The organism is Pradoshia sp. D12 (genome assembly GCF_008935075.1).
Classification (GTDB): domain Bacteria; phylum Bacillota; class Bacilli; order Bacillales; family Pradoshiaceae; genus Pradoshia.
In genome coordinates this window covers 78,663-103,248 of the sequence record NZ_CP044545.1, presented here as the reverse complement: position 1 = coordinate 103,248, position 24,586 = coordinate 78,663, and the positions used below count along the sequence as shown (strand labels likewise).

18 protein-coding genes, 7 tRNA genes and 4 rRNA genes are annotated in these 24,586 nt (G+C 42.2%); all 29 read right to left on the bottom strand.

Going from position 1 to position 24,586, the window contains the following annotated elements; translation table 11 throughout:
• Window positions 1-3: 3 nt before the first annotated feature.
• Window positions 4-1,401, bottom strand: a complete 1,398-nt coding sequence (gene cysS, locus F7984_RS00535) for a cysteine--tRNA ligase (RefSeq protein ID WP_066103047.1) — start codon at window positions 1,399-1,401, stop codon at window positions 4-6.
• Entirely contained in the window at window positions 1,382-2,047 is a 666-nt protein-coding gene (cysE, locus tag F7984_RS00530) for a serine O-acetyltransferase (RefSeq protein ID WP_066103049.1), read from the bottom strand. The genes cysS and cysE overlap by 20 nt, the downstream gene beginning before the upstream one ends.
• Before the next feature lie 465 nt (window positions 2,048-2,512).
• Window positions 2,513-3,970 (bottom strand): glutamate--tRNA ligase, encoded by a 1,458-nt coding sequence (gltX, locus tag F7984_RS00525; RefSeq protein WP_066103052.1) that lies wholly within the window; start codon window positions 3,968-3,970, stop codon window positions 2,513-2,515.
• An 80-nt stretch (window positions 3,971-4,050) separates the two neighbouring features.
• Window positions 4,051-4,527, bottom strand: coding sequence for a 2-C-methyl-D-erythritol 2,4-cyclodiphosphate synthase (ispF, locus tag F7984_RS00520; protein WP_066103055.1), 477 nt, complete (start codon window positions 4,525-4,527; stop codon window positions 4,051-4,053).
• Window positions 4,520-5,221: a 2-C-methyl-D-erythritol 4-phosphate cytidylyltransferase gene (gene ispD / locus F7984_RS00515; RefSeq protein WP_140462333.1), complete on the bottom strand. Its 702-nt coding sequence runs from the start codon at window positions 5,219-5,221 to the stop codon at window positions 4,520-4,522. The genes ispF and ispD overlap by 8 nt, the downstream gene beginning before the upstream one ends.
• Before the next feature lie 33 nt (window positions 5,222-5,254).
• On the bottom strand, window positions 5,255-6,349 hold the full coding sequence (locus F7984_RS00510; RefSeq protein ID WP_066103060.1) for a PIN/TRAM domain-containing protein: 1,095 nt from the start codon (window positions 6,347-6,349) through the stop codon (window positions 5,255-5,257).
• A 195-nt stretch (window positions 6,350-6,544) separates the two neighbouring features.
• The gene (gene disA, locus F7984_RS00505) at window positions 6,545-7,615 is read right to left on the bottom strand and encodes a DNA integrity scanning diadenylate cyclase DisA (protein WP_066103063.1); all 1,071 of its coding nucleotides are present in this window, start codon (window positions 7,613-7,615) and stop codon (window positions 6,545-6,547) included.
• A gap of 4 nt (window positions 7,616-7,619) precedes the next feature.
• The gene (radA, locus tag F7984_RS00500) at window positions 7,620-8,999 is read right to left on the bottom strand and encodes a DNA repair protein RadA (protein ID WP_066103066.1); all 1,380 of its coding nucleotides are present in this window, start codon (window positions 8,997-8,999) and stop codon (window positions 7,620-7,622) included.
• Between the two features lie 168 nt (window positions 9,000-9,167).
• The gene (clpC, locus tag F7984_RS00495; RefSeq protein ID WP_066103069.1) at window positions 9,168-11,609 is read right to left on the bottom strand and encodes an ATP-dependent protease ATP-binding subunit ClpC; all 2,442 of its coding nucleotides are present in this window, start codon (window positions 11,607-11,609) and stop codon (window positions 9,168-9,170) included.
• A 12-nt stretch (window positions 11,610-11,621) separates the two neighbouring features.
• Window positions 11,622-12,701 carry a protein-arginine kinase McsB gene (locus F7984_RS00490; protein WP_066103072.1) on the bottom strand — a complete coding sequence of 360 codons (1,080 nt, stop codon included), beginning with the start codon at window positions 12,699-12,701 and terminating at the stop codon, window positions 11,622-11,624.
• Complete coding sequence (locus F7984_RS00485) at window positions 12,698-13,231, bottom strand: protein-arginine kinase activator protein McsA (RefSeq protein WP_140462334.1); 534 nt, start codon at window positions 13,229-13,231, stop codon at window positions 12,698-12,700. The genes F7984_RS00490 and F7984_RS00485 overlap by 4 nt, the downstream gene beginning before the upstream one ends.
• Before the next feature lie 24 nt (window positions 13,232-13,255).
• Window positions 13,256-13,717, bottom strand: a complete 462-nt coding sequence (locus tag F7984_RS00480; RefSeq protein WP_066103078.1) for a CtsR family transcriptional regulator — start codon at window positions 13,715-13,717, stop codon at window positions 13,256-13,258.
• Between the two features lie 253 nt (window positions 13,718-13,970).
• Window positions 13,971-14,087: ribosomal RNA gene (gene rrf / locus F7984_RS00475) — 5S ribosomal RNA — on the bottom strand.
• Window positions 14,088-14,090: 3 nt separating this feature from the next.
• Window positions 14,091-14,166: transfer RNA gene (locus F7984_RS00470), tRNA-Ala, on the bottom strand.
• Window positions 14,167-14,178: 12 nt separating this feature from the next.
• Window positions 14,179-14,255, bottom strand: a tRNA-Pro gene (locus F7984_RS00465).
• Between the two features lie 6 nt (window positions 14,256-14,261).
• Window positions 14,262-14,338 (bottom strand) — tRNA-Arg (locus F7984_RS00460).
• 8 nt (window positions 14,339-14,346) lie between these two features.
• A tRNA-Leu gene (locus F7984_RS00455) sits at window positions 14,347-14,432 on the bottom strand.
• 14 nt (window positions 14,433-14,446) lie between these two features.
• A tRNA-Gly gene (locus F7984_RS00450) sits at window positions 14,447-14,521 on the bottom strand.
• Window positions 14,522-14,601: 80 nt separating this feature from the next.
• Window positions 14,602-14,674, bottom strand: a tRNA-Lys gene (locus tag F7984_RS00445).
• A gap of 7 nt (window positions 14,675-14,681) precedes the next feature.
• Window positions 14,682-14,757, bottom strand: a tRNA-Val gene (locus tag F7984_RS00440).
• A gap of 13 nt (window positions 14,758-14,770) precedes the next feature.
• Window positions 14,771-14,887 (bottom strand): 5S ribosomal RNA (gene rrf / locus F7984_RS00435).
• A gap of 70 nt (window positions 14,888-14,957) precedes the next feature.
• Window positions 14,958-17,893: ribosomal RNA gene (locus F7984_RS00430) — 23S ribosomal RNA — on the bottom strand.
• 145 nt (window positions 17,894-18,038) lie between these two features.
• A 16S ribosomal RNA gene (locus F7984_RS00425) occupies window positions 18,039-19,591 on the bottom strand.
• Together the 16S, 23S and 5S rRNA genes with 7 tRNA genes alongside form the textbook arrangement of a ribosomal RNA operon.
• A 398-nt stretch (window positions 19,592-19,989) precedes the next feature.
• Window positions 19,990-21,477, bottom strand: a complete 1,488-nt coding sequence (gene lysS / locus F7984_RS00420) for a lysine--tRNA ligase (protein WP_148631318.1) — start codon at window positions 21,475-21,477, stop codon at window positions 19,990-19,992.
• A 171-nt stretch (window positions 21,478-21,648) separates the two neighbouring features.
• The gene (gene dusB, locus F7984_RS00415) at window positions 21,649-22,644 is read right to left on the bottom strand and encodes a tRNA dihydrouridine synthase DusB (protein WP_151675506.1); all 996 of its coding nucleotides are present in this window, start codon (window positions 22,642-22,644) and stop codon (window positions 21,649-21,651) included.
• Window positions 22,645-22,685: 41 nt separating this feature from the next.
• Window positions 22,686-22,895 (bottom strand): helix-turn-helix domain-containing protein, encoded by a 210-nt coding sequence (locus F7984_RS00410; RefSeq protein ID WP_066103093.1) that lies wholly within the window; start codon window positions 22,893-22,895, stop codon window positions 22,686-22,688.
• Window positions 22,847-23,374, bottom strand: coding sequence for a 2-amino-4-hydroxy-6-hydroxymethyldihydropteridine diphosphokinase (gene folK / locus F7984_RS00405; RefSeq protein ID WP_151675505.1), 528 nt, complete (start codon window positions 23,372-23,374; stop codon window positions 22,847-22,849). The genes F7984_RS00410 and folK overlap by 49 nt, the downstream gene beginning before the upstream one ends.
• Complete coding sequence (gene folB, locus F7984_RS00400; RefSeq protein WP_151675504.1) at window positions 23,364-23,738, bottom strand: dihydroneopterin aldolase; 375 nt, start codon at window positions 23,736-23,738, stop codon at window positions 23,364-23,366. Before folB ends, folK begins: the two co-directional genes overlap by 11 nt.
• The gene (folP, locus tag F7984_RS00395) at window positions 23,731-24,579 is read right to left on the bottom strand and encodes a dihydropteroate synthase (RefSeq protein ID WP_148631327.1); all 849 of its coding nucleotides are present in this window, start codon (window positions 24,577-24,579) and stop codon (window positions 23,731-23,733) included. Before folP ends, folB begins: the two co-directional genes overlap by 8 nt.
• Window positions 24,580-24,586 lie beyond the last annotated feature (7 nt).

The following is a 24,586-nucleotide window of genomic DNA, read 5'->3' as shown; positions in this document are numbered from 1 at the left end:
TTTTTATCCCCGTTTCCAGCGTGTACCTTGGGCAGTATCTTCCAAAATAATATTCATTGCTTTTAGCTCATCTCTAATCTCGTCAGAGCGAGTAAAATTACGTTCTTTTCTTGCCCGATTACGTTCTTCAATTAATTTTTCTACCATAGCATCAAGCGATTGTTCAACCTCAAGCTTAATACCGAGTACATCAAATAAAATGCGAAACTCATTTAAAAATGCTTCAATAACTGCATCGGAGGTCACTTTTTCTAACAGATAATAATTTCCTTGCCTTGATAGTTCAAACAATACCGAAATAGCATTTGCGGTATTGAAATCATCATCCATTGCTTCTTCAAACATTGCATGTAATTCTCCGATTTTCTCGAACCATTCCGCATCGTTATGAGTAATATTGGTGCTTGCCGTTTGGCGGTGTTTTAAGTTTTCGTAAGTAGTTCGCAAGCGGTCCAATGAAATCTTCGTTGACTCTAATAACTCTTCACTGTAATTAATTGGATTTCTGTAATGAACGGACAGGATAAAGAATCTTAATACTGCCGGATCATGATGCTTAATAATATCATGTACCATTACAAAATTACCGAGAGATTTAGACATTTTTTCATTATCAATATTAATATAGCCATTATGCATCCAATAATTTGCGAATGGCTTTTCGGTTAAAGCTTCTGTCTGTGCAATTTCATTTTCATGGTGAGGGAATGCTAAGTCCTGTCCTCCAGCATGAATATCAATCGTATCACCTAAGTATTCTTTAGCCATCGCAGAACATTCTATATGCCAACCCGGTCTTCCTTTGCCCCATGGGCTATCCCAAGAAATTTCACCATCTTTAGCCGCTTTCCACAAAGTGAAATCAAGTGCATCCTGTTTCCGCTCATCTACTTCTATTCTCGCGCCTACCCGCAGCTCATCAATGGACTGGTGCGAAAGCTTTCCATAATCTTTAAAATCTCTTGTACGGTAGTACACATCCCCACTGGATTCATAAGCCATTCCTTTATCTATTAGGGCCTGAATAAATTCAATGATTAAGTCCATATTTTCCATTACCCTTGGATGCACATCAGCTTTTTTGCATCCAAGTGCTCCAACATCCTCAAAATAAGCTTTAATGAACCGGTCAGCTGTAGCCGGTACATCTTCTCCCAGTTCACGAGCTGCTTTGATTAACTTGTCATCAACATCTGTAAAATTAGAAACAAACTTTACATCATAGCCTTTATATTGTAAGTAATTGCGGACCGTATCAAATACAATCGCCGGTCTCGCATTCCCTATATGAATATAGTTGTATACAGTCGGACCGCACACATACATCTTAACCTTTCCCTCTTCAATCGGCTGAAAGGTTTCCTTTTTTCTTGTCAGTGTATTATAAATTTGAACGCTCACGTTTATTTAACTCCTTTCGCAAATCCATTATCTCTTTCTTTAATATATCAATTTCCTGTTCCATTCGATTGCAATGATCTTCTACAGGGTCAGGAAGGTCCCGATGATTTAAATCTTGTTTTAATCGTACGCCATCTTTGATAACTACCTTACCGGGAATGCCGACTACCGTTGAGTTGGCAGGGACATTTTTTAAAACCACTGAACCCGCTCCAACCTTCGAGTTTTCCCCTATGACGATGGAGCCGAGCACTTTAGCCCCCGTTGCAATCAATACATTATCCTCAACTGTTGGATGACGTTTGCCTGACTCTTTACCTGTACCTCCAAGTGTAACCCCCTGGTATACAGTCACATTATCACCAATCTCGCAAGTTTCTCCAATAACGACACCCATGCCATGATCAATAAAAAAGCGCCTGCCGATTGTCGCTCCCGGATGTATCTCTATACCGGTTAAAAATCGGCTAAACTGGGAGATGACCTTGGCAATAAATTTGAAATTTCTCTTATAAAAAAAATGTGCAATTCGATGATTCCAGATAGCATGTAAACCTGAATACGTCAGGATGATTTCAATTGTCGATCTTGCTGCAGGATCCTGTTCAAATATAACGTCTATATCTTCTTTTAACCGTTTCCACATGATGTTACCCCTCCTTAAACGCATAAAAGCAAAAACAAGCAGTACTTTTCTCTTCTCTAGAGATGTACTTTACGAAAGATGGAAACACGGTAACTTATCCTTCCTAAAGATCGTATAATAAACATCCTGTTTCTCCCATCATCGGCCATTTTTCTGCATAAAAAAAGCGCCCTGTCCAAAAGACAGAGACGCTTATAGGCGCGGTTCCACTCTGTTTGAGCTTAAGTATCGAGCTCCAACTTTCCCCTTTTTAACGACAGTGGGTATGCCGCCTTCCTCTACTGACCTAAATTACCAGGCGTTCAAAGAAGGGCTCAGGGGTGCATTCAGATTAAGAGAGGTTATAACCATTTCCAGCCAATGATGGTTATTCTCTAATAAACATCTTCTTTAATCCTACTTATCCCCATTCATCACTTTAAGTATGAATGTTTAATTATACTATATTATATTACGGTTAAAATGTTAACGTAAAAGTTCTTCTAATTGAGAAATCACTCGATTGCGGCCGAAAAGCTCGATTGCTTTTGGCAGATCAGGACCGTGAGCTTGTCCGGTTACCGCTACACGGATAGGCATAAATAATTTTTTGCCTTTATGGCCTGTTTCTTTTTGCACTCGTTTAATTGCTGCCTTAATCTCACTGTCAACAAATTCAGGCATACTCTTTACTTCATCAAGGAAGGCCTTCAATACCTCAGGAACCTGTTCTTCTCCCAGTATTTCCTTCGCTTCATCATTATAAACAATCTCTTTCTTAAAGAAGATGCTTGATAGGTCCACGATTTCTGCTCCGTAGCTCATTTGATCCTGATATAAAGCTATAAGCTTTTGTACCCAATGATGTTCTTCCTCAGACATTTCAGTTGGTACAAGACCTGCTTGCTGTAAATGAGGCAACGCCAATTCAAGCACTCGTTCCGTATCAACCTTTTTCATGTATTGATTATTCATCCACGTAAGCTTTTGTTTATCAAACAAAGCTGGTGATTTAGATAATCGGTCTGCATCAAAGATTGAGATAAATTCTTCCTTCGAGAAGATTTCTTCCTCACCGCTTGGAGACCATCCTAAAAGCGCAATAAAATTAAACAGAGCCTCAGGCAAATAGCCAAGTTCTTCATATTGCTCGATAAACTGAATAATGGATTCATCACGCTTACTTAATTTTTTACGGCTCTCATTGACAATCAATGTCATATGGCCAAAAACAGGAGGATCCCATTCAAAGGCTTCATAAACCATCAATTGCTTAGGCGTATTGGTGATATGGTCATCTCCGCGAAGTACATGAGATATTTCCATTAAATGATCATCAATTGCTACTGCAAAGTTATACGTAGGAATTCCATCTTTTTTAATAATGACAAAGTCTCCAATGCCATCAGATTCAAACGATACATCACCTTTAACCATATCATTGAATGTGTATACTTTACCTTTTGGAACAACAAAGCGAATGCTTGGCTTTCTGCCTTCCGCTTCGAGCCTTGCATGGTCTTCTTCTGTCAGATGGCGACATTTACCCGAATAAGCCGGAGTTTCATTACGTTCCATCTGTTCCGCACGTTCTTGTTCTAGTTCTTCTTCTGTGCAATAGCATTTATAAGCCATATCTCTTTTAATAAGATCACGATAATATTCCTCATAAATATGAGTACGTTCTGATTGGCGATAAGGTCCATATGCACCAGGTACATCGACACTTTCGTCCCAATCCATGCCCAGCCATTTCAAATACTTTAATTGGCTTTCTTCTCCACCGGCAATATTTCTTTTTTGGTCTGTATCTTCAATCCTTATAACAAAGCTGCCACCCTGGCTGCGTGCAAATAAATAGTTAAATAAAGCTGTTCTGGCATTACCGATATGAAGATGTCCAGTTGGACTTGGAGCGTACCGAACACGTATACTGCTAGTCATTAATATTTCCTCCCAAATGATAAAGTACCTAAGTAGGATTCATTTTACCACTATTTTAATCTGGTTTAAAACCACCAGTTCTATTCTTTTATTAAAAGAACCGTAGCTTGAGCCGCTATGCCCTCACCTCTGCCTGGAAATCCAAGCTTTTCAGTTGTAGTAGCTTTTACGTTTACTTGTTCCATGTCACCTTCAAGTAGACCGGCTATCACTTCACGCATTTGATCGATATAAGGGCGCATTTTCGGCCGCTCTGCAATGATTGTGCAATCAATATTGCCTAGCTTATATCCCTTTTGCTTTACAAGTTTCCATACATGAGTTAAAAGCTTTTTAGAATCGGCATCTTTAAAAGCCGGGTCAGTATCCGGAAAATGCTTGCCGATATCTCCCTCTGCGACAGCACCCAGACATGCATCTGCTACAGTATGGAGCAGAACATCCGCATCAGAATGCCCAAGCAATCCTTTATCATTAGGAATAGTAATACCCCCAATAATCAATGGTCGTCCTTCTACTAATTGATGTACATCAAAACCTTGTCCTATTCTAAACATGACGGTCTCCTTTTAAGTTTTTCTCCAGAATCGCTTCAGCAAAATATAGATCCTCTGGTGTGGTAATTTTAATATTATCGTAATTTCCTTCTGTTATGGCTACTCTCTTCCCAATCTGCTCAACCAAACTCGCATCATCTGTTCCAAGGTAATTTGCGCTAACCGCTGCCTCATGTGCCTCTTTTAACAGAGACACACGAAAAGCTTGCGGGGTTTGAATTGCCCACAAGCTTGATCGATCGATTGTTTTCTCTACCATGGTATCTCTGACTTGTTTAATCGTATCCTTAACAGGTACAGCTAACACACTTGCACCGAACTCTTTTGCATCAGCAATTAAATTTCTTAACATAGAATGATTAATAAACGGTCTTGCTCCATCATGCACGAGGACGATTTCTGCCTCGTCACTTAAGGCTTTCAACCCATTACTGACACTATATTGCCGCTCGCTGCCGCCATTTATCAATACAATAGGAGTCGGTAGTGACAATGTTTTGATCAGCCTATTAAATTCTTCTTTTTCAGCAGGATTGATTGGCAAAATAATTTGTTTACAATGCTTATCCGTGCCAAACACAGACAAGGTATGTGCGATAATCGGGCTATTTTTCAGTTCAATCCAAAGCTTATTTTTACTTGCCTTCATTCTTTTCCCTTGCCCAGCTGCAGGGATAATCACTTCATAATCCATCTTCTACTCCTATATCATCGATAGCTATTTCTCTTATAATGCTTTTTCCAATAATTTTGGTTTCGCAAATATCATACGTCCAGCCGAAGTCTGTAAAACGGATGTAACAATGACCTCAATCTTCTTACCGATATAATTTCGGCCTTCTTCAACCACAATCATCGTTCCGTCATCCAGATACGCTACACCCTGATTTTGCTCTTTCCCATCCTTGATAACTTGGACGAGCATTTCTTCACCAGGAATAACCACCGGTTTAACTGCATTTGCTAAATCATTAATATTTAATACCTGGACATTTTGGAACTCACAGACTTTATTCAAATTGAAGTCATTTGTTACAACAATACCGTCCAATACCTTGGCTAATTTGACCAACTTACTATCTACTTCCTGTACGTCTTCAAAGTCACCTTCATACATCTCGACTTCAATTGGAAGCTCTTTTTGGATTTTATTCAGAATATCGAGCCCTCTTCTTCCCCTTGTTCTTTTCAATGCATCAGAAGAATCAGCAATATGCTGCAATTCACCAAGCACAAATTGCGGAATAACGATAGGTCCCTCCAAAAAGCCAGTTTTACAAATATCTGCAATACGTCCGTCGATAATTACACTTGTATCGAGAACTTTCCTTTTTATATTGGATGGAGCAGCTTCTGTATCGCCATCTTGCTCTGTACCTTTTTTCCTTGTTTTAACCGAGTTAGTCACAAGGTTGGTTAGCTCATCCCGTTTTTTAAAGCCCACCTGGAAGCCTAAATAACCAAATATTAAAGTCAAGAGAATTGGAGCGACTGTGTTGATGATCGGTAACTGAATTGAATTCAGCGGAAGACCAATAAGGAAGGCCAATAGAAGGCCAAGTAAAAGCCCCATACTTCCAAATATAATATCCGTGATGGGAGCAATAATTAATTGTTCTTCCACCCATTTAATGAAATGTACTACATGATCAACCATCCAGAAAGTAATGATATAAAAAATAATTGCACCTGCGAAACCAGTAAAAATAGGATTAGTAATAAATGAATTATCAGTAATTAATGAAAATAAATCTGGCAATACGATGATTCCTATAGCTCCTCCTACGATTAAGAAACACAGTTGTATAATTCTTTTTAACATTCCTTCACCTCCCATTAATAATTATAAACGAGGACTTTCCTGCTTTAATAGTTTTTACCCATTAATTAACTTGCTGTAAAGAAGATGTAATTACACTGTAACAAAAAGCATATATCAGCCTTTTTATGCATTATCTATTATTATAACCTGATTATACGTCAGACAGATGTCAGAACTTCCATATTTTATCTTATCTTATAAGCTGTGCTGCCCAATTTCTGTTTTTATATGTCTCAGCCCATGGTGGATTTTTTTAGCTCTTACTTCTCCTATACCCTCTACGTCATCCAAATCCGCTACGCTTGCATTCAACAAATTAGATAGCTTGCCAAACCTCTTTACGAGATTATGGATGATACTAAAGGGCAGCCTTGGTATCTTATGAAGGGCCCGATACCCACAGGGTGAGACGATCTGTTCCATCGGTACAAACCCTGTATATCCAAGAGTTTTCATAATAGCTGTGTCCTCAACAGATTCTGAATAGGATAAATCAACAAATGCCTGAAAAACCTGTTCTGGCTTAAGGCCCTCCGAATCAATTGTGTAATCCTTTAAGACAAGCATTACCTCCTGTTCCACCACATGCAGCATTTCATGTAATTGCAAACGCAGCAGCCTTCCTTCAACACCTAATTCATTCATATAAATCAAAAGCTCGGTTTTAATTCTCATAACCATTATAAGCCTCTGCATTACATATAGAATATCCGCATATGTTACCATCTCTTCAAATTCCAGCTTACTTAAATTATGAATACTTTCCTGCAAAACAGAACGATATCGTTCAAGTGTTTGCATCGCTTGATTAGCCTTTGTTAATATCACAGACAATTCCCTCAGCACGTATCGAAAGTTTCCTTGATAAAGAGTAATGATATTTCTTCGTTGAGAAATGGCTATTACCAATGCCTTCGTCTCTTTAGCAATTCTCTCGGCTGTTCGATGTCTCATTCCGGTTTCCATTGAAGGTATCGTTTTATCTGGTACAAGATGGGCATTCGCAAGCATAATGGTCTCTACTTTCTCATTAAGGATAATGGCTCCATCCATTTTAGCTAATTCATATAGATAACTGGGTGAAAAAGGGCAGCCGATTTTAAATCCTCCATCTACAAGGGCTTTAACTTTATCGTTATATCCAACCACAATTAATCCACCCGTATTGGCACGCAAAACATTATCGAGGCCCTCTCTAAAGGGTGTGCCTGGGGATACCAATTGAATGATTTGCGCCTTGGCTTTTTCTGCTGCCTTTTTATCCATTACCTTAACCCCCTAATGCATATTTTAAAGCTTCGCTTACCGAATTGACTCCAATCACTTTGATTTCTGACGGAGGTTTCCAGCCACCCAAATTATTGGCAGGCACGATAATACGCTCAAATCCAAGCTTCGCTGCTTCCTTTACTCTTTGCTCTATCCGCGATACCCTTCTAACTTCACCGGTTAATCCAACTTCACCAACAATACAATCCGTTGCTCTAGTAGGTACGTCTTTAAAGCCTGAAGCTATACTGACAATTACAGCCAAATCTACAGCAGGCTCACCCAACTTTACTCCACCGGTGACCTTTAAATATGCATCTTGGTTTTGAAGTAAGAGACCAACTCTTTTCTCCAGAACAGCCATTAACAAAGAGACACGATTATGGTCAATTCCTGTTGCCATCCTTCTTGGATTAGGGAAGATAGATGGAGAAATGAGGGCTTGTATTTCTACAAGTATGGGCCGTGTTCCTTCCATCGAAGCTACGACAGTTGAACCCGCTGCGCCCTGAGAACGTTCTTCGAGGAATATCTCCGAAGGATTCAAAACTTCCTCTAATCCTTCTTCCTTCATTTCAAAAATACCCATTTCATTTGTAGAACCAAATCTGTTCTTGACTGCCCTTAAAATACGATAAGTATGATGACGTTCCCCTTCAAAATAGAGCACGGTATCCACCATATGTTCCAATAGTCTCGGTCCGGCAATATTACCCTCTTTTGTAACATGGCCAACAATAAATATTGCAATTCCCTTTGTCTTAGCCAGTCTCATTAATTCAGCTGTACATTCACGAACCTGTGATACACTGCCTGGAGCAGATGTTACATCAGGATGGAATACTGTTTGAATAGAGTCGATTATGACAAAATTAGGGTTCATTTCATTGATAGCTTGTTCAATCATCCCCATATCTGTTTCAGAATAAACATAGAGATGGTCTGAAGATACCCCCAGTCTAACAGCCCTCAGTTTTGTTTGCTTCACTGATTCTTCGCCAGATATGTACAAAACATCGTAATTATTATTCGCTAGCTGGGATGAAACCTGCAGTAATAAAGTAGATTTTCCAATCCCTGGATCTCCACCTATCAATAATAAGGACCCAGGTACAATTCCTCCTCCAAGAACACGATTGAGTTCATTTGAATCTGTCAATACGCGAGGTTCCTGCTCCGTACCTATGGAAGTAATCGATGTAGGTTTCGCCATTGCCTGATCCGAATGGGTAAAAGCTGTACGTCTCTGATTTTTATTAGCTGTTATTTCAATTTCCTCTGTCATGGTATTCCATTCATTACAGCCAGGGCATTTCCCCATCCATTTTGCTGATTCATATCCACAACTTTGGCAGATAAATTTCGTTTTCTTTTTTGCCATATTTCTTTAATCCTCTCCGGGGAATAAATTAACTAATTATGTGCTTCTCTTTTTATTTTACGGATTATATCGCTATTCTTATTCTTATTATTTGTCATTATAAAGTATTTATAGCTATCTGTAAGGAAAGGGCACAACCCTATGGCAGTGCCCTCAAACCAATATTTCTTACTTAGCAGCTATTACTTCATCCCCTGTTTTGGCAGTAAACTCACCATCAACCACATCGATAGTAATTTTTTTACCTTTTTCAATCTTTCCTTTCAACAGTTGTTCTGATAAGAAGTCTTCAACATGTTTTTGGATAGATCTTCTCAAAGGACGTGCTCCATAATCAGGATCATAGCCTTCTTCTACAATTTTTCCTTTTGCCGCTTCCGTCAATTCAAGATTAATATCCTGCTCAGCCAAGCGTTTAATCAGCTGGTCACCCAGCAACGTAACAATCGATTTCAAATGCTCTTTTTCCAGAGAGTGGAACACAATAATCTCATCAATTCTGTTTAGGAATTCTGGACGGAAAGCACGTTTTAATTCTTCCATAACCTGGCCTTTCATATCTTTATAATCCTGGCCTTGATCCTGCATATTGAACCCAACATAACGATTCTTTTTCAAACTGTGAGCTCCGACATTGGAAGTCATAATCAAAATTGTGTTACGAAAATCAACTGTCCTACCCTTTGAATCTGTCAGACGTCCATCTTCTAATACCTGTAACAGGATATTAAAGACATCCGGATGCGCTTTTTCAATTTCGTCAAGAAGCACAACGGAATATGGTTTACGACGAACCTTTTCTGTTAATTGTCCGCCTTCCTCATACCCAACATATCCTGGAGGTGACCCAACAAGGCGGGATGTTGAATGCTTTTCCATATACTCAGACATATCAATTCTAATCATTGCATCTTCATCGCCAAACATTGATTCGGCCAGTGCTCTAGCTAATTCTGTTTTACCAACCCCTGTAGGACCAAGGAAGATAAATGACCCGATTGGACGTTTAGGATCTTTCAGTCCAGCTCTTGCTCTACGCACAGCTTTAGAAATAGCTATAACTGCTTCTTCCTGACCAATCACACGGTTATGGAGAATCTCCTCCATATTCAGAAGCTTATCAGATTCAGTTTGTGCAAGCTTCGTAACCGGTATACCAGTCCAGCTCGATACAACGTGCGCAATATCTTCTACAGTAACTTCGCTGTTTTCTTTCCCTTGTTTCTCTTTCCATTCACGTTTTGTATTCTCAAGTTCTTCACGTAATTTTTGTTCGATATCACGCAATGATGCCGCTTTTTCAAATTCCTGACTTTGAACAGCCGCATCCTTCTCTTTTCGTGCCTCTTCCAGGCGAACTTCAAGTTCCTTTAAATTAGGCGGCGTAGTGTAGGAACGGAGTCTTACCTTGGAACCTGATTCATCAATCAGGTCAATTGCCTTATCTGGTAGGAACCGATCGGAGATATACCGATCAGATAGCTTAACTGCAGCATCGATTGCTTCATCTGTGATTGATACTCTGTGATGTGCCTCATAGCGATCGCGCAAGCCTTTAAGTATTTGGATAGATTCCTCAATTGTTGGCTCGTCAACCTGAATTGGCTGAAAGCGTCTTTCCAAAGCTGCATCTTTTTCAATATATTTTCTATATTCATCAAGTGTTGTGGCTCCGATACATTGCAACTCCCCTCTAGCCAATGAAGGTTTTAGAATATTGGAGGCATCAATTGCTCCTTCGGCTCCGCCTGCACCAATTAAGGTATGGAGTTCATCAATAAACAGAATAACATTACCTGCAGCACGAATTTCATCCATCACTTTTTTAAGGCGATCTTCAAATTCACCGCGATATTTCGTACCGGCAACAACTGTCCCCATATCGAGTGTCATAACTCTTTTATCTCGAAGGATCTCAGGAACTTCATTATTAATGATTTGTTGGGCGAGTCCTTCTGCAATTGCTGTTTTACCGACTCCCGGTTCACCAATAAGCACAGGATTATTTTTAGTACGACGACTTAATACCTCAATAACCCGTTGTATTTCTTTATTTCTTCCTATTACCGGATCCAGGCTGCCTTCTCTCGCAATCGCAGTCAAATCCCGGGCAAGGCTATCCAAGGTAGGCGTGCTTGCTACAGAAGATGATCCTCCCTGATGAATACCTGCTTCATTGCTGCCTAAGAGTTGTAATACCTGTTGTCTTGCTTTATTCAAACTTACACCCAGATTATTCAGAACACGGGCTGCTACACCTTCGCCTTCGCGAATTAACCCTAATAAGACATGTTCAGTACCTACATAAGAATGTCCCAGCTTTCTGGCTTCATCCATAGACAATTCAATGACTTTTTTAGCACGAGGAGTATAATGAATAGTTTGTACAGTCTCAGATCCCTTACCAATCAGGCTCTCAACCTCTTCCTGAATTTTTTCAGGACTTAACCCAAGAGCATAGAGCGCTTTAGCAGCTATTCCATCCCCTTCTCTCACTAAACCAAGCAAGATATGTTCAGTGCCAATATTATTATGCCCAAGCCTAATTGCCTCTTCCTGTGCAAGTGCCAATACTTTTTGTGCTCTTTCTGTGAATCGACCAAACATCATTATGTTTTCCTCCTATTCATCTTGTGTTTTATCTTCCATCAATAATCGATCCCTGATTAAAGTAGCCCTTCGAATATCCCTGTTTTTTGAATTTAACTCCCCTCCTGCATATCGCTGAAGGAATCCAGGCTGAGTAACAATCATTAATTCATTTAATATATGTTTAGATATATTAGGAATGTAACCTAAATCAATACCTAATCTAACATCTGATAAACATTTTGCCGCTTCCTTGGATTCAATGATTCTGGCATGAGACAGTATACCAAGTGAACGGAAAACCCTATCTTCCAATTGTATGTTTGATGATTGTACTAATGTGTCCCTTGCTGCCTTTTCCTGCATAATAATCTGTTCCACTACACTGGTTAAATCATCAACGATGTCTTCCTCGGTCTTTCCGAGCGTCATTTGATTGGATATTTGAAATATATTTCCCAGTGCCTCGCTGCCCTCACCATAGATACCGCGCACAACCAATCCTAATTGATTAATAGCAGATACCACTCTGTCTATCTGTCTTGTTAACACAATGCCCGGTAAATGAACCATGACAGATGCTCTTAATCCAGTTCCAACATTCGTTGGACAACTTGTTAGATATCCAATCTTTTCGTCAAATGCATAGTCCAATTCACTCTCTACCCAATCATCAATTCTGCTTGCTACTTCGAGAGCTTCAGAAATTTGCAGTCCAGGATAAAGACATTGAATTCGGATATGATCTTCTTCATTAACCATTATGCTGACTTCTTCATTTTCTGAAATAAGGCAGGCACCTACATCTTTATGTTTTGCCAACAGAGGGCTTATTAAATGTTTTTCTACCAGTACTTGCTTATCTAATGGATTTAGATCTATCATTTTTACCATTTCCAAATGTCCTAATCCTGAAAGATACTGACCGCCAATACGATCTTCAACTTTTTTTAGTAATCTTTTGGCTTCTTCCTGTGAAAAAACGATCGGAAAGGCGACATTTTTTACGTTTCTGGCCAATCGGACTCTTGAGCTCAATACAATATCCGATTCCGGCCCTTCCTGGTTCATCCATGAGCTGATGGCATTCTCCATAAAGTGTTCAATTGTCATTTTTGTTCGCCCCCTTCTTGAGAGGCTTCAATTTCCTTCTCTAATGAACGAATCTGATCCCTGACTTCTGCAGCCTTCTCAAATTCCTCTGCCTCAACATAATCATTGATTTGAGCCTTTAAATCATTTATTTGCTTTCTTATATGTAAAGTTCCGCCAGCACGTTTAGGAATTTTTCCGTTATGATGAACATTCCCTCCATGCAATTTTCTTAATATGGATTCCAAATATGGATTGAATGTCTTATAGCACTCCGAACATCCAAACCGACCGATATTAACAAATTCACGGTATGTTAATCCACAATGGGGACATATCAGTTGATCTTCATTACTAAAGGGCGATTTAGAGTCGGCTGATTTCATACCTAATCCCATATTTAATAAACCTGCTAACAGATTATTGAATGAAAAAAAATCGCCTTTTTCTTCAGCACAATATTCACAAAGGTTTACTTCCATTTGTTTGCCGTTAACGATTTTTGTAACCTTCATCGTAGCGGGTCTTTCGTTACATTCCTGACAAAGCATTGTTTTCACCCTCTCCGTAGCAACTCATTTATACCTTAATGTCATAAACATCGCTTTTAAGATTCGCGCGCGCAATTCATCTCGTTCAGGTAAATCATAATGGAGTACAGAACGGTCCATTACACTCAACATGATTTTTGCTTCCCGTGAAGATATAACTTCTTCCTCAACTAATCTGCCAATTAAATCTTCAGAATTACTTTGAGAGATACGCTGTCCAACCAAATTACTGATTTGTTCAATTAAATGTGCTCTGTCATGGGACTGTACCCGCATTATACGAATATAACCCCCACCACCCCGTTTACTTTCTACCAGATAACCTCTTTCGATTGTAAAACGAGTATTGATCACATAATTAATTTGAGAGGGAACGCATTGGAACTTATCAGCAATTTCGCTTCTTTTTATCTCTACCAATTCTTTCTCGCTTATATCGAGAACGCTCTTCAAATAATTTTCAATAATATCGGATATATTTTTCATATAGGCTCCCCCTCTCACTGTTTTGACTTTGACTATATTTGACTATAATTATACAAAAGCATCCTCAATTTGGCAATCATTATACTTTACTCTAACTTATTATATGTATACTGCACAATTAACCTTTTTATAAAAAACCAATACTTCAATTCTACCCAAATTTCCTTTTTTAAAACCCTGAAACCTTCCTGTAAAAAGGATCTTTTTTCCCTAAAATACAAAAAAACCAGTTCAATTTGAACTGGTTTTGGCTGCCCGGCAACGTCCTACTCTCACAGGGACTCGCGTCCCAACTACCATCGGCGCTGAAGAGCTTAACTTCCGTGTTCGGAATGGAAACGGGTGTGGCCTCTTCGCCATCATTACCGGACTATGGTGGAGCCTAGCGGGATCGAACCGCTGACCTCCTGCGTGCAAAGCAGGCGCTCTCCCAGCTGAGCTAAGGCCCCAAATTTTTAAAATGGTCGGGAAGACAGGATTCGAACCTGCGACCCCTTGGTCCCAAACCAAGTGCTCTACCAAGCTGAGCTACTTCCCGATATAATGGCGCGCCCGAGAGGAGTCGAACCCCTAACCTTTTGATCCGTAGTCAAACGCTCTATCCAATTGAGCTACGGGCGCATATAGAGTGCCGAGGGCCGGTCTCGAACCGGCACGGTAGTCACCTACCGCAGGATTTTAAGTCCTGTGCGTCTGCCAATTCCGCCACCCCGGCATATAACTTGGCATTGGAGCGGAAGACGGGATTCGAACCCGCGACCCTCACCTTGGCAAGGTGATGTTCTACCACTGAACTACTTCCGCATTATACAGTAAAGCAGTGATAAGAACTTAGGCCAATGAGGTTATCGTTCCTGCTCACTCGCTTATTTATCTAAAAAAAATGAGCCATGAAGGACTCGAACCTTCGACCCTCTGATTAAAAGTCAGATGCTCTACCGACTGAGCTAATGGCTCACAATAATGGTGGAGGATGACGGGATCGAACCGCCGACCCTCTGCTTGTAAGGCAGATGCTCTCCCAGCTGAGCTAATCCTCCAATATAAAAAATAGCCCGGCAACGTCCTACTCTCACAGGGACTCGCGTCCCAACTACCATCGGCGCTGAAGAGCTTAACTTCCGTGTTCGGAATGGGAACGGGTGTGGCCTCTTCGCCATCATTACCGGACTATTTGGTTAGAAAGAAATCATTCTTTCAAAACTGGATAATGTAAGTTTGGCAAGTATGCTTGATTCATTTGGTTAAGTCCTCGAACGATTAGTATCCGTCAGCTCCATGTGTCACCACACTTCCACCTCGGACCTATCAACCTGATCATCTTTCAGGGTTCTTACTAGCTTGCGCTATGGGAAATCTCATCTCGAGGGGGGCTTCATGCTTAGATGCTTTCAGCACTTATCCCGTCCGCACGTAGCTACCCAGCTATGCTCTTGGCAGAACAACTGGTACACCAGCGGTGCGTCCATCCCGGTCCTCTCGTACTAAGGACAGCTCCTCTCAAATTTCCTGCGCCCACGACGGATAGGGACCGAACTGTCTCACGACGTTCTGAACCCAGCTCGCGTACCGCTTTAATGGGCGAACAGCCCAACCCTTGGGACCGACTACAGCCCCAGGATGCGATGAGCCGACATCGAGGTGCCAAACCTCCCCGTCGATGTGGACTCTTGGGGGAGATAAGCCTGTTATCCCCGGGGTAGCTTTTATCCGTTGAGCGATGGCCCTTCCATGCGGAACCACCGGATCACTAAGCCCGACTTTCGTCCCTGCTCGACTTGTAGGTCTCGCAGTCAAGCTCCCTTGTGCCTTTACACTCTGCGAATGATTTCCAACCATTCTGAGGGAACCTTTGGGCGCCTCCGTTACTCTTTAGGAGGCGACCGCCCCAGTCAAACTGCCCACCTGACACTGTCTCCCACCCCGATCAGGGGTGCGGGTTAGAATGTCAATACAGCCAGGGTAGTATCCCACCGATGCCTCCACCGAAGCTGGCGCTCCGGCTTCAAAGGCTCCTACCTATCCTGTACAAGCTGTACCAAAATTCAATATCAGGCTGCAGTAAAGCTCCACGGGGTCTTTCCGTCCTGTCGCGGGTAACCTGCATCTTCACAGGTACTATAATTTCACCGAGTCTCTCGTTGAGACAGTGCCCAGATCGTTACGCCTTTCGTGCGGGTCGGAACTTACCCGACAAGGAATTTCGCTACCTTAGGACCGTTATAGTTACGGCCGCCGTTTACTGGGGCTTCAATTCGCACCTTCGCTTGCGCTAAGCGCTCCTCTTAACCTTCCAGCACCGGGCAGGCGTCAGCCCCTATACTTCGCCTTGCGGCTTCGCAGAGACCTGTGTTTTTGCTAAACAGTCGCCTGGGCCTTTTCACTGCGGCTCTTCGAGGCTATAAACCTCTAATGAGCACCCCTTCTCCCGAAGTTACGGGGTCATTTTGCCGAGTTCCTTAACGAGAGTTCTCTCGATCACCTTAGGATTCTCTCCTCGCCTACCTGTGTCGGTTTGCGGTACGGGCACCTTCTTCCTCGCTAGAGGCTTTTCTTGGCAGTGTGGAATCAGGAACTTCGGTACTATAGTTCCCTCGCCATCACAGCTCAGCCTTATGTGATGAGCGGATTTGCCTGCTCATCGGCCTAACTGCTTGGACGCGCATATCCAACAGCGCGCTTACCCTATCCTACTGCGTCCCCCCATCACTCAAATGGAAGAGAGGTGGTACAGGAATATCAACCTGTTGTCCATCGCCTACGCCTTTCGGCCTCGGCTTAGGTCCCGACTAACCCTGAGCGGACGAGCCTTCCTCAGGAAACCTTAGGCATTCGGTGGAAGGGATTCTCACCCTTCTTTCGCTACTCATACCGGCATTCTCACTTCTAAGCGCTCCACATGTCCTTCCGGTCATGCTTCACAGCCCTTAGAACGCTCTCCTACCACGCATACCATACGGTATGCATCCACAGCTTCGGTGATACGTTTAGCCCCGGTACATTTTCGGCGCAGAGTCACTCGACCAGTGAGCTATTACGCACTCTTTAAATGGTGGCTGCTTCTAAGCCAACATCCTGGTTGTCTGGGCAACTCCACATCCTTTTCCACTTAACGTATACTTTGGGACCTTAGCTGGTGGTCTGGGCTGTTTCCCTTTTGACTACGGATCTTATCACTCGCAGTCTGACTCCCGAGTATAAGTCTTTGGCATTCGGAGTTTGTCTGAATTCGGTAACCCGATGAGGGCCCCTAGTCCAAACAGTGCTCTACCTCCAAGACTCTAAACTCGAGGCTAGCCCTAAAGCTATTTCGGAGAGAACCAGCTATCTCCAGGTTCGATTGGAATTTCTCCGCTACCCACACCTCATCCCCGCACTTTTCAACGTGCGTGGGTTCGGACCTCCATCCAGTGTTACCTGGACTTCATCCTGGACATGGGTAGATCACCTGGTTTCGGGTCTACGACCACATACTGCAAACGCCCTATTCAGACTCGCTTTCGCTGCGGCTCCGTCTCATCAACTTAACCTTGCATGGGATCGTAACTCGCCGGTTCATTCTACAAAAGGCACGCCATCACCCATAAAAGGGCTCTGACTACTTGTAGGCACACGGTTTCAGGATCTCTTTCACTCCCCTTCCGGGGTGCTTTTCACCTTTCCCTCACGGTACTGGTTCACTATCGGTCACTAGGGAGTATTTAGCCTTGGGAGATGGTCCTCCCGGATTCCGACGGGATTCCTCGTGTCCCGCCGTACTCAGGATCCACTCGGGAGGGAACGAAGTTTCGACTACAGGGTTGTTACCTTCTCTGACGGACCTTTCCAGGTCGCTTCATCTACCCCGTTCCTTTGTAACTCCACAATGAGTGTCCTACAACCCCAGATGGCAAGCCATCTGGTTTGGGCTGATTCCGTTTCGCTCGCCGCTACTCAGGAAATCGCATTTGCTTTCTCTTCCTCCGGGTACTTAGATGTTTCAGTTCCCCGGGTGTGCCTTCATACACCTATGAATTCAGTGTAAGATACTGCCCCATTACGGGCAGTGGGTTTCCCCATTCGGAAATCTCCGGATCAAAGCTTACTTACAGCTCCCCGAAGCATATCGGTGTTAGTCCCGTCCTTCATCGGCTCCTAGTGCCAAGGCATCCACCGTGCGCCCTTATTAACTTAACCGTTAAAAAACTCTTACTCGGTTTTTATTAAAACGCATTTACTTTGCCTTACATTACATTATCCAGTTTTCAAAGAACGATTATTGCGAAGGATTGCTCCTTCAAAACTAAACAAAACTACTGGCCAATAAGTCTATTTTCCTTAGAAAGGAGGTGATCCAGCCGCACCTTCCGATACGGCTACCTTGTTACGACTTCACCCCAATCATCTGTCCCACCTTCGGCGGCTGGCTCCCGTAAGGGTTACCCCACCGACTTCGGGTGTTACAAACTCTCGTGGTGTGACGGGCGGTGTGTACAAGGCCCGGGAACGTATTCACCGCGGCATGCTGATCCGCGATTACTAGCGATTCCAGCTTCATGCAGGCGAGTTGCAGCCTGCAATCCGAACTGAGAGTGGTTTTATGGGATTTGCTCGACCTCGCGGTTTTGCAGCCCTTTGTACCACCCATTGTAGCACGTGTGTAGCCCAGGTCATAAGGGGCATGATGATTTGACGTCATCCCCACCTTCCTCCGGTTTGTCACCGGCAGTCACCTTAGAGTGCCCAACTGAATGCTGGCAACTAAGATCAAGGGTTGCGCTCGTTGCGGGACTTAACCCAACATCTCACGACACGAGCTGACGACAACCATGCACCACCTGTCACTCTGTCCCCCGAAGGGGAACGCTCTGTCTCCAGAGTTATCAGAGGATGTCAAGACCTGGTAAGGTTCTTCGCGTTGCTTCGAATTAAACCACATGCTCCACCGCTTGTGCGGGCCCCCGTCAATTCCTTTGAGTTTCAACCTTGCGGTCGTACTCCCCAGGCGGAGTGCTTAATGCGTTAGCTGCAGCACTAAGGGGCGGAAACCCCCTAACACTTAGCACTCATCGTTTACGGCGTGGACTACCAGGGTATCTAATCCTGTTTGCTCCCCACGCTTTCGCGCCTCAGCGTCAGTTACAGACCAAAGAGTCGCCTTCGCCACTGGTGTTCCTCCACATCTCTACGCATTTCACCGCTACACGTGGAATTCCACTCTTCTCTTCTGCACTCAAGTCCCCCAGTTTCCAATGACCCTCCACGGTTGAGCCGTGGGCTTTCACATCAGACTTAAAGGACCGCCTGCGCGCGCTTTACGCCCAATAATTCCGGACAACGCTTGCCACCTACGTATTACCGCGGCTGCTGGCACGTAGTTAGCCGTGGCTTTCTGGTCAGGTACCGTCAAGGTACCGCCCTATTCGAACGGTACTTGTTCTTCCCTGACAACAGAGCTTTACGACCCGAAGGCCTTCTTCGCTCACGCGGCGTTGCTCCGTCAGACTTTCGTCCATTGCGGAAGATTCCCTACTGCTGCCTCCCGTAGGAGTCTGGGCCGTGTCTCAGTCCCAGTGTGGCCGATCACCCTCTCAGGTCGGCTACGCATCGTTGCCTTGGTGAGCCGTTACCTCACCAACTAGCTAATGCGCCGCGGGCCCATCCCTAAGTGTTAGCCGAAGCCAACTTTCCTTCCAACACCATGTGGTGTTGGAAACTATTCGGTATTAGCACCGGTTTCCCGGAGTTATCCCAATCTTAGGGGCAGGTTGCCCACGTGTTACTCACCCGTCCGCCGCTAACCTTCGGGAGCAAGCTCCCTTAGATTCGCTCGACTTGCATGTATTAGGCACGCCGCCAGCGTTCGTCCTGAGCCAGGATCAAACTCTCCGAAAGATGTTTGATCTAGCTAAATTTTAAAGCAAATTGACGAGATTAAAAATCTCTTAATTTTAGACTTGCTTGGCGTTTCGTTTTGTTTAGTTTTCAAAGAACAATCTGTTTCGTTGTCGTTTTGGCGACTTAACTATCATACCAAGTTAGCAACCTCATGTCAACAACTTTTTTTATTTTTTTCTTTATCGCTTGCTTCGTATTTAATACTGCAGCAGCGACGTTTATTAATATACCACCTTGTTTTTTATTTTGCAATACTTTTTTATAAAAGTTTTTGTTTTTATCCTTTCTTATACTATGAAGCTTAGATTTATATCCTTATCTTCATATATCAATTATACGAATGAAAGAAAATAAAGAAGAAGCTGCCCTTAATCGGCAGCTTCTTCTTTAAAATCTTATCTATGTCTCATTAACGGGAATAACAGTACATCACGAATTGAAGGTGAATTAGTTAGTAGCATAATTAGACGGTCCATACCAATTCCAAGACCTCCTGTTGGAGGCATACCATACTCCAATGCTTCTATATAATCATCGTCCATCATATGTGCTTCATCATTACCTTGTTCACGCTCTTTTAATTGCGCTTCAAAGCGTTGACGCTGATCAATTGGATCATTTAGCTCAGTGAAGGCGTTCGCATGCTCACGTCCCACGATAAATAACTCAAAACGATCAGTAAAGCGTGGATCATCCTCATTCTTTTTAGCCAACGGAGAAATTTCTACCGGATGACCATAAATGAAGGTTGGTTGTATTAACTTCTCCTCGATTTTTTGCTCGAAGAATTCGTTAACAATATGACCGTATGTCATAGATTCAGTAATTTGGACATCATGTTCTTTAGCAAGCGCACGCGCTTCTTCAACTGATGTTTCTTTCCAGAAATCTACACCTACGTATTCTTTAATTGCATCTACCATATGAAGTCTTGTCCATTTTGGTGTTAAATCCACTTCATAATCACCGTAAGGAATGACAGTTGTTCCTAAAACTTCTTTTGCAATATAAGCAATGACATTTTCAGTCAAGTCCATTACATCATTGTAGTCAGCATAAGCTTCGTAAAGCTCAAGCATTGTGAACTCAGGATTATGTCTTGTGGACACTCCTTCATTTCTAAATACTCGGCCGATTTCGTATACTTTTTCCAAACCACCAACAATAAGCCTTTTCAAGTGTAATTCAATGGCAATACGCATATACATAGGCATATCAAGCGCATTATGATGCGTTATAAACGGACGTGCAGATGCACCACCAGCAATTGAATGAAGCATTGGTGTTTCAACCTCAAGGAATCCTTGGTCGTCAAAGTAACGTCTCATTGCTTGAATGATACGACTGCGTGTTACAAATGTTTTTTGGCTTTCTTCACTTGTAATTAAGTCTAAATATCTCTTACGATAGCGCTCTTCAATATCTTTTAATCCATGATATTTTTCCGGAAGAGGACGAAGGGACTTAGTAAGATATGTAAACTGGCTTACTTTTATAGAAAGCTCTCCCACTTTAGTTTTAAATACCGTTCCTTTAATACCTACAATATCGCCAAGGTCAGCCATAGTGAATAGCTCATAAGCTTCTTCCCCAATAGCATCTTTACGCACATATATTTGAATTTGACCGCTCACATCTTTAATATGAGCAAAGCCTGCTTTTCCTTTTCCACGCTTTGTCATAATTCTGCCAGCTATAGATACTTCCGCATTCTTTGCTTCTAAATCCTCTTTTTCCACATCTGCATATTCATTGCTAATTTCTTGAGCCAAATGTGTACGTTCGAATCTTTTGCCAAATGGATCTATGCCCATTTCTTGGATGCGGTTCATTTTGTCACGTCTGACTTTTAATTGGTCGTTTAATTCTTCATAATTGCTCATCTTATTTCCACTCCATCTCTATCACGTATATACTGTTCCTTTATTTTACACAACCTTAGAACCTAATATATAAAAAATATCATTATCCTTTTAAAAGTATCATAAAAACTGCCGGTTTTACCGGCAGTTTCTACATACTTATTATACAGTATATCAGGTACTGTCAAATCATCAAACTGCACGAACGGCTTCATGGAGTTCAATATCTTCCACCATATTATAAAGCAGCCCTACCAATTGTTCACGTGTGTTGCACTCATTTATCTCATTTCTGATTCTACCGCTTCCTTTAATACCTTTCAAATACCAAGCTGCGTGTTTTCTCATCTCACGCACAGCGATAAACTCATCCTTCAATGCAATAAGGCGGTCAAGATGCAGGACGCAAACATCGATTTTTTCACGAACAGATGGCTCCGGCAAAAGGAACCCATTTTCTAAATACTTAACGGTTTGGTACATCATCCACGGATTCCCGAGTGCAGCACGACCGATCATGACTCCATCACAGCCAGTTTCTTCAAGCATCCTCTTGGCATCCTGCGGAGTCTGTACATCCCCATTTCCAATAACCGGTATATTGACAGCTTCTTTTGCCATACGGATATAATCCCAGTTTGCCGTTCCTTCATACATTTGAACCCGAGTACGTCCATGGACAGATATCGCACTTCCGCCCGCTCTTTCAACTGCCCTTGCATTCTCTTCAACAAATATATGCTTGTCATCCCAGCCAATTCTCATTTTAACCGTAACCGGTTTATCTACTTTATCAACTACAGCTGAAACCATCTCATAAATCTTATCCGGATTTAGTAACCATCTGGCTCCCGCTTCACATTTAATAATCTTGTTAACAGGACAGCCCATATTAATATCAATTATATCTGCATTGGTGTTCTTATCCACAAACTGAGCAGCCTGAACAAGCGATTCTTTTTCTCCACCAAAAATTTGAAGGCTCAATGGCTTTTCTCGTTCATCAATATAGAGCATGTTGAGGGTTTTTTCATTTCCATAAATTATTCCCCTATCACTAACCATTTCTGCACAAACAAGCCCTACCCCAAATTCCTTAACTGTTAAACGAAATGCTGAGTTACAAACTCCGGCCATAGGTGCAAGTACAACCGGATTCTTCATTTCGACATTGCCAATCTTCAACAATTCAATTCCTCCCTATCCTTTACTTGCACTTATCATTAAATCTATTTAACGAGAGGTTTTAGTTCCTCCACTGTAATGTCCAACTGATTTGCAATATCCTGCAAAAAGCGCTCAGAGGGTATTCGGTTGCCTCTTTCTACCTCGCCAAGCATTGAGACAGAGACAGATAACTCCCTTGCAAATTCCTCTTGAGTAAAACCTTTCAGCTTTCTAAATGCCCTAATACGCCTTCCCCATTTTTCCGCTTCCATATCCGAACCCCTTCTTTTTCGGGGATATCATCCATGATTTCCCTTATAGGTTTTTCCATATTAGGCAGAATGATGTCCTTATCTATCTCCACGAGCGGGATAACCACAAAGGCCCTATCAAGCATCCGCGGATGAGGGACAATTAGGTTTTTCGTTACAATATTTTCTTGATTATATAACAAAATGTCAAGGTCTATTGTTCGCGGACCCCACCTAATTTCCCTTTTTCTGCCAAGATTTTGTTCTATCTTCATGCAGGTAACCAATAGTGTTTGTGCATCGAAAGTTGTGTTTATACAAACAACCATATTCAAAAATTTACCTTGTTCTAAATAGCCTACTGGATTTGTCTCATATATAGATGATAAAGATATAATCTCAATTTCAGGTACTGCTGCCAATTCGCTTATGGCATCCTTTAAATTCGATTCTCTATCCCCTACATTTGTACCTAATCCAATATAAACTTTATTCATCATGCTGCTCTTGCTCCCTTATAATCTCAACTGCAACAAAATCGTAGTGACCCGGTATCGGTGGGTCTGGTTTCACAACCTTGATTTTGCATGAATGAATAATTGAATATGTGCCTAAAATTTCTGCTGATATCTTTTCTGCCACTGCTTCGATTAGATTATATGGCTTTCCTTCCACAATAGCCTTACATAAAGTGTATATTTCAGCATAATTAACCGATTTATTCAGATCATCTGTTTCTCCGGCGACTTGCAGATCCATATACAATTCTGCACTTACTCTATAACGCTGTCCAAGCTTATTTTCTTCTTCATAAACACCATGGTATCCATAAAATTCCATATTTTCAAGAATTATTTTATCCATTTACTTTCACCTTTCCAAGCATCGCATCCATCATACGGGCCATACGGGACATCTCTTTCACATCATGCACCCTTATGATTTGACACCCCTGCTGAACCCCTAAACATATTGTCGCCCCTGTACCTTCCATTCTTTCCTCTACTGGTAGATCAAGTGTTCTGCCGATCATTGATTTACGTGATGTTCCCAATAAGACGGGGTAACCCAGGCTGGTCAATATGTCTAAATTTCGCATCATCAGCAAGTTCTCCTCCAGTGACTTCGCGAAGCCGATACCTGGATCCAGCACAATTTTATCGTTACTAACTCCAGCATCTTTAACAATCTGAATACTTTCATATAAATCATTTAAAACATCACGCAAAAAATGATCATAGGAAGCCTGCTTACGATTATGCATGAGGATGATCGGAGCGCCTGAATCGGCAGCAACACGGGCCATTTCCTCATCACCTTTAGCTCCCCAAACATCGTTTATGATAGTTGCCCCTGCATGAAGTGCTTCTTTTGCCACATCCGCTTTATATGTATCTACCGAGATCGGTACATTGATCTCTTTTGTTAATTCCTTAATAACAGGAATGATTCGCTCCAATTCTTCATCTGACGAAATTCGCTGATGGCCAGGTCTCGTCGACTCACCACCGATATCAATGATATCTGCTCCAGCTTTTATCATTTCCTTTGCACGCAAAACCGCTTGTTCTACTTTGTTAAACTGGCCTCCATCAGAAAACGAATCCGGAGTGATATTTAAAATTCCCATAATCTTAGTGCTTTGTCCAAGTTCCAATCTATATTGTCCACATTCTAGAATCATCTTTTTTTGTGGTAGTTCCATAATAATT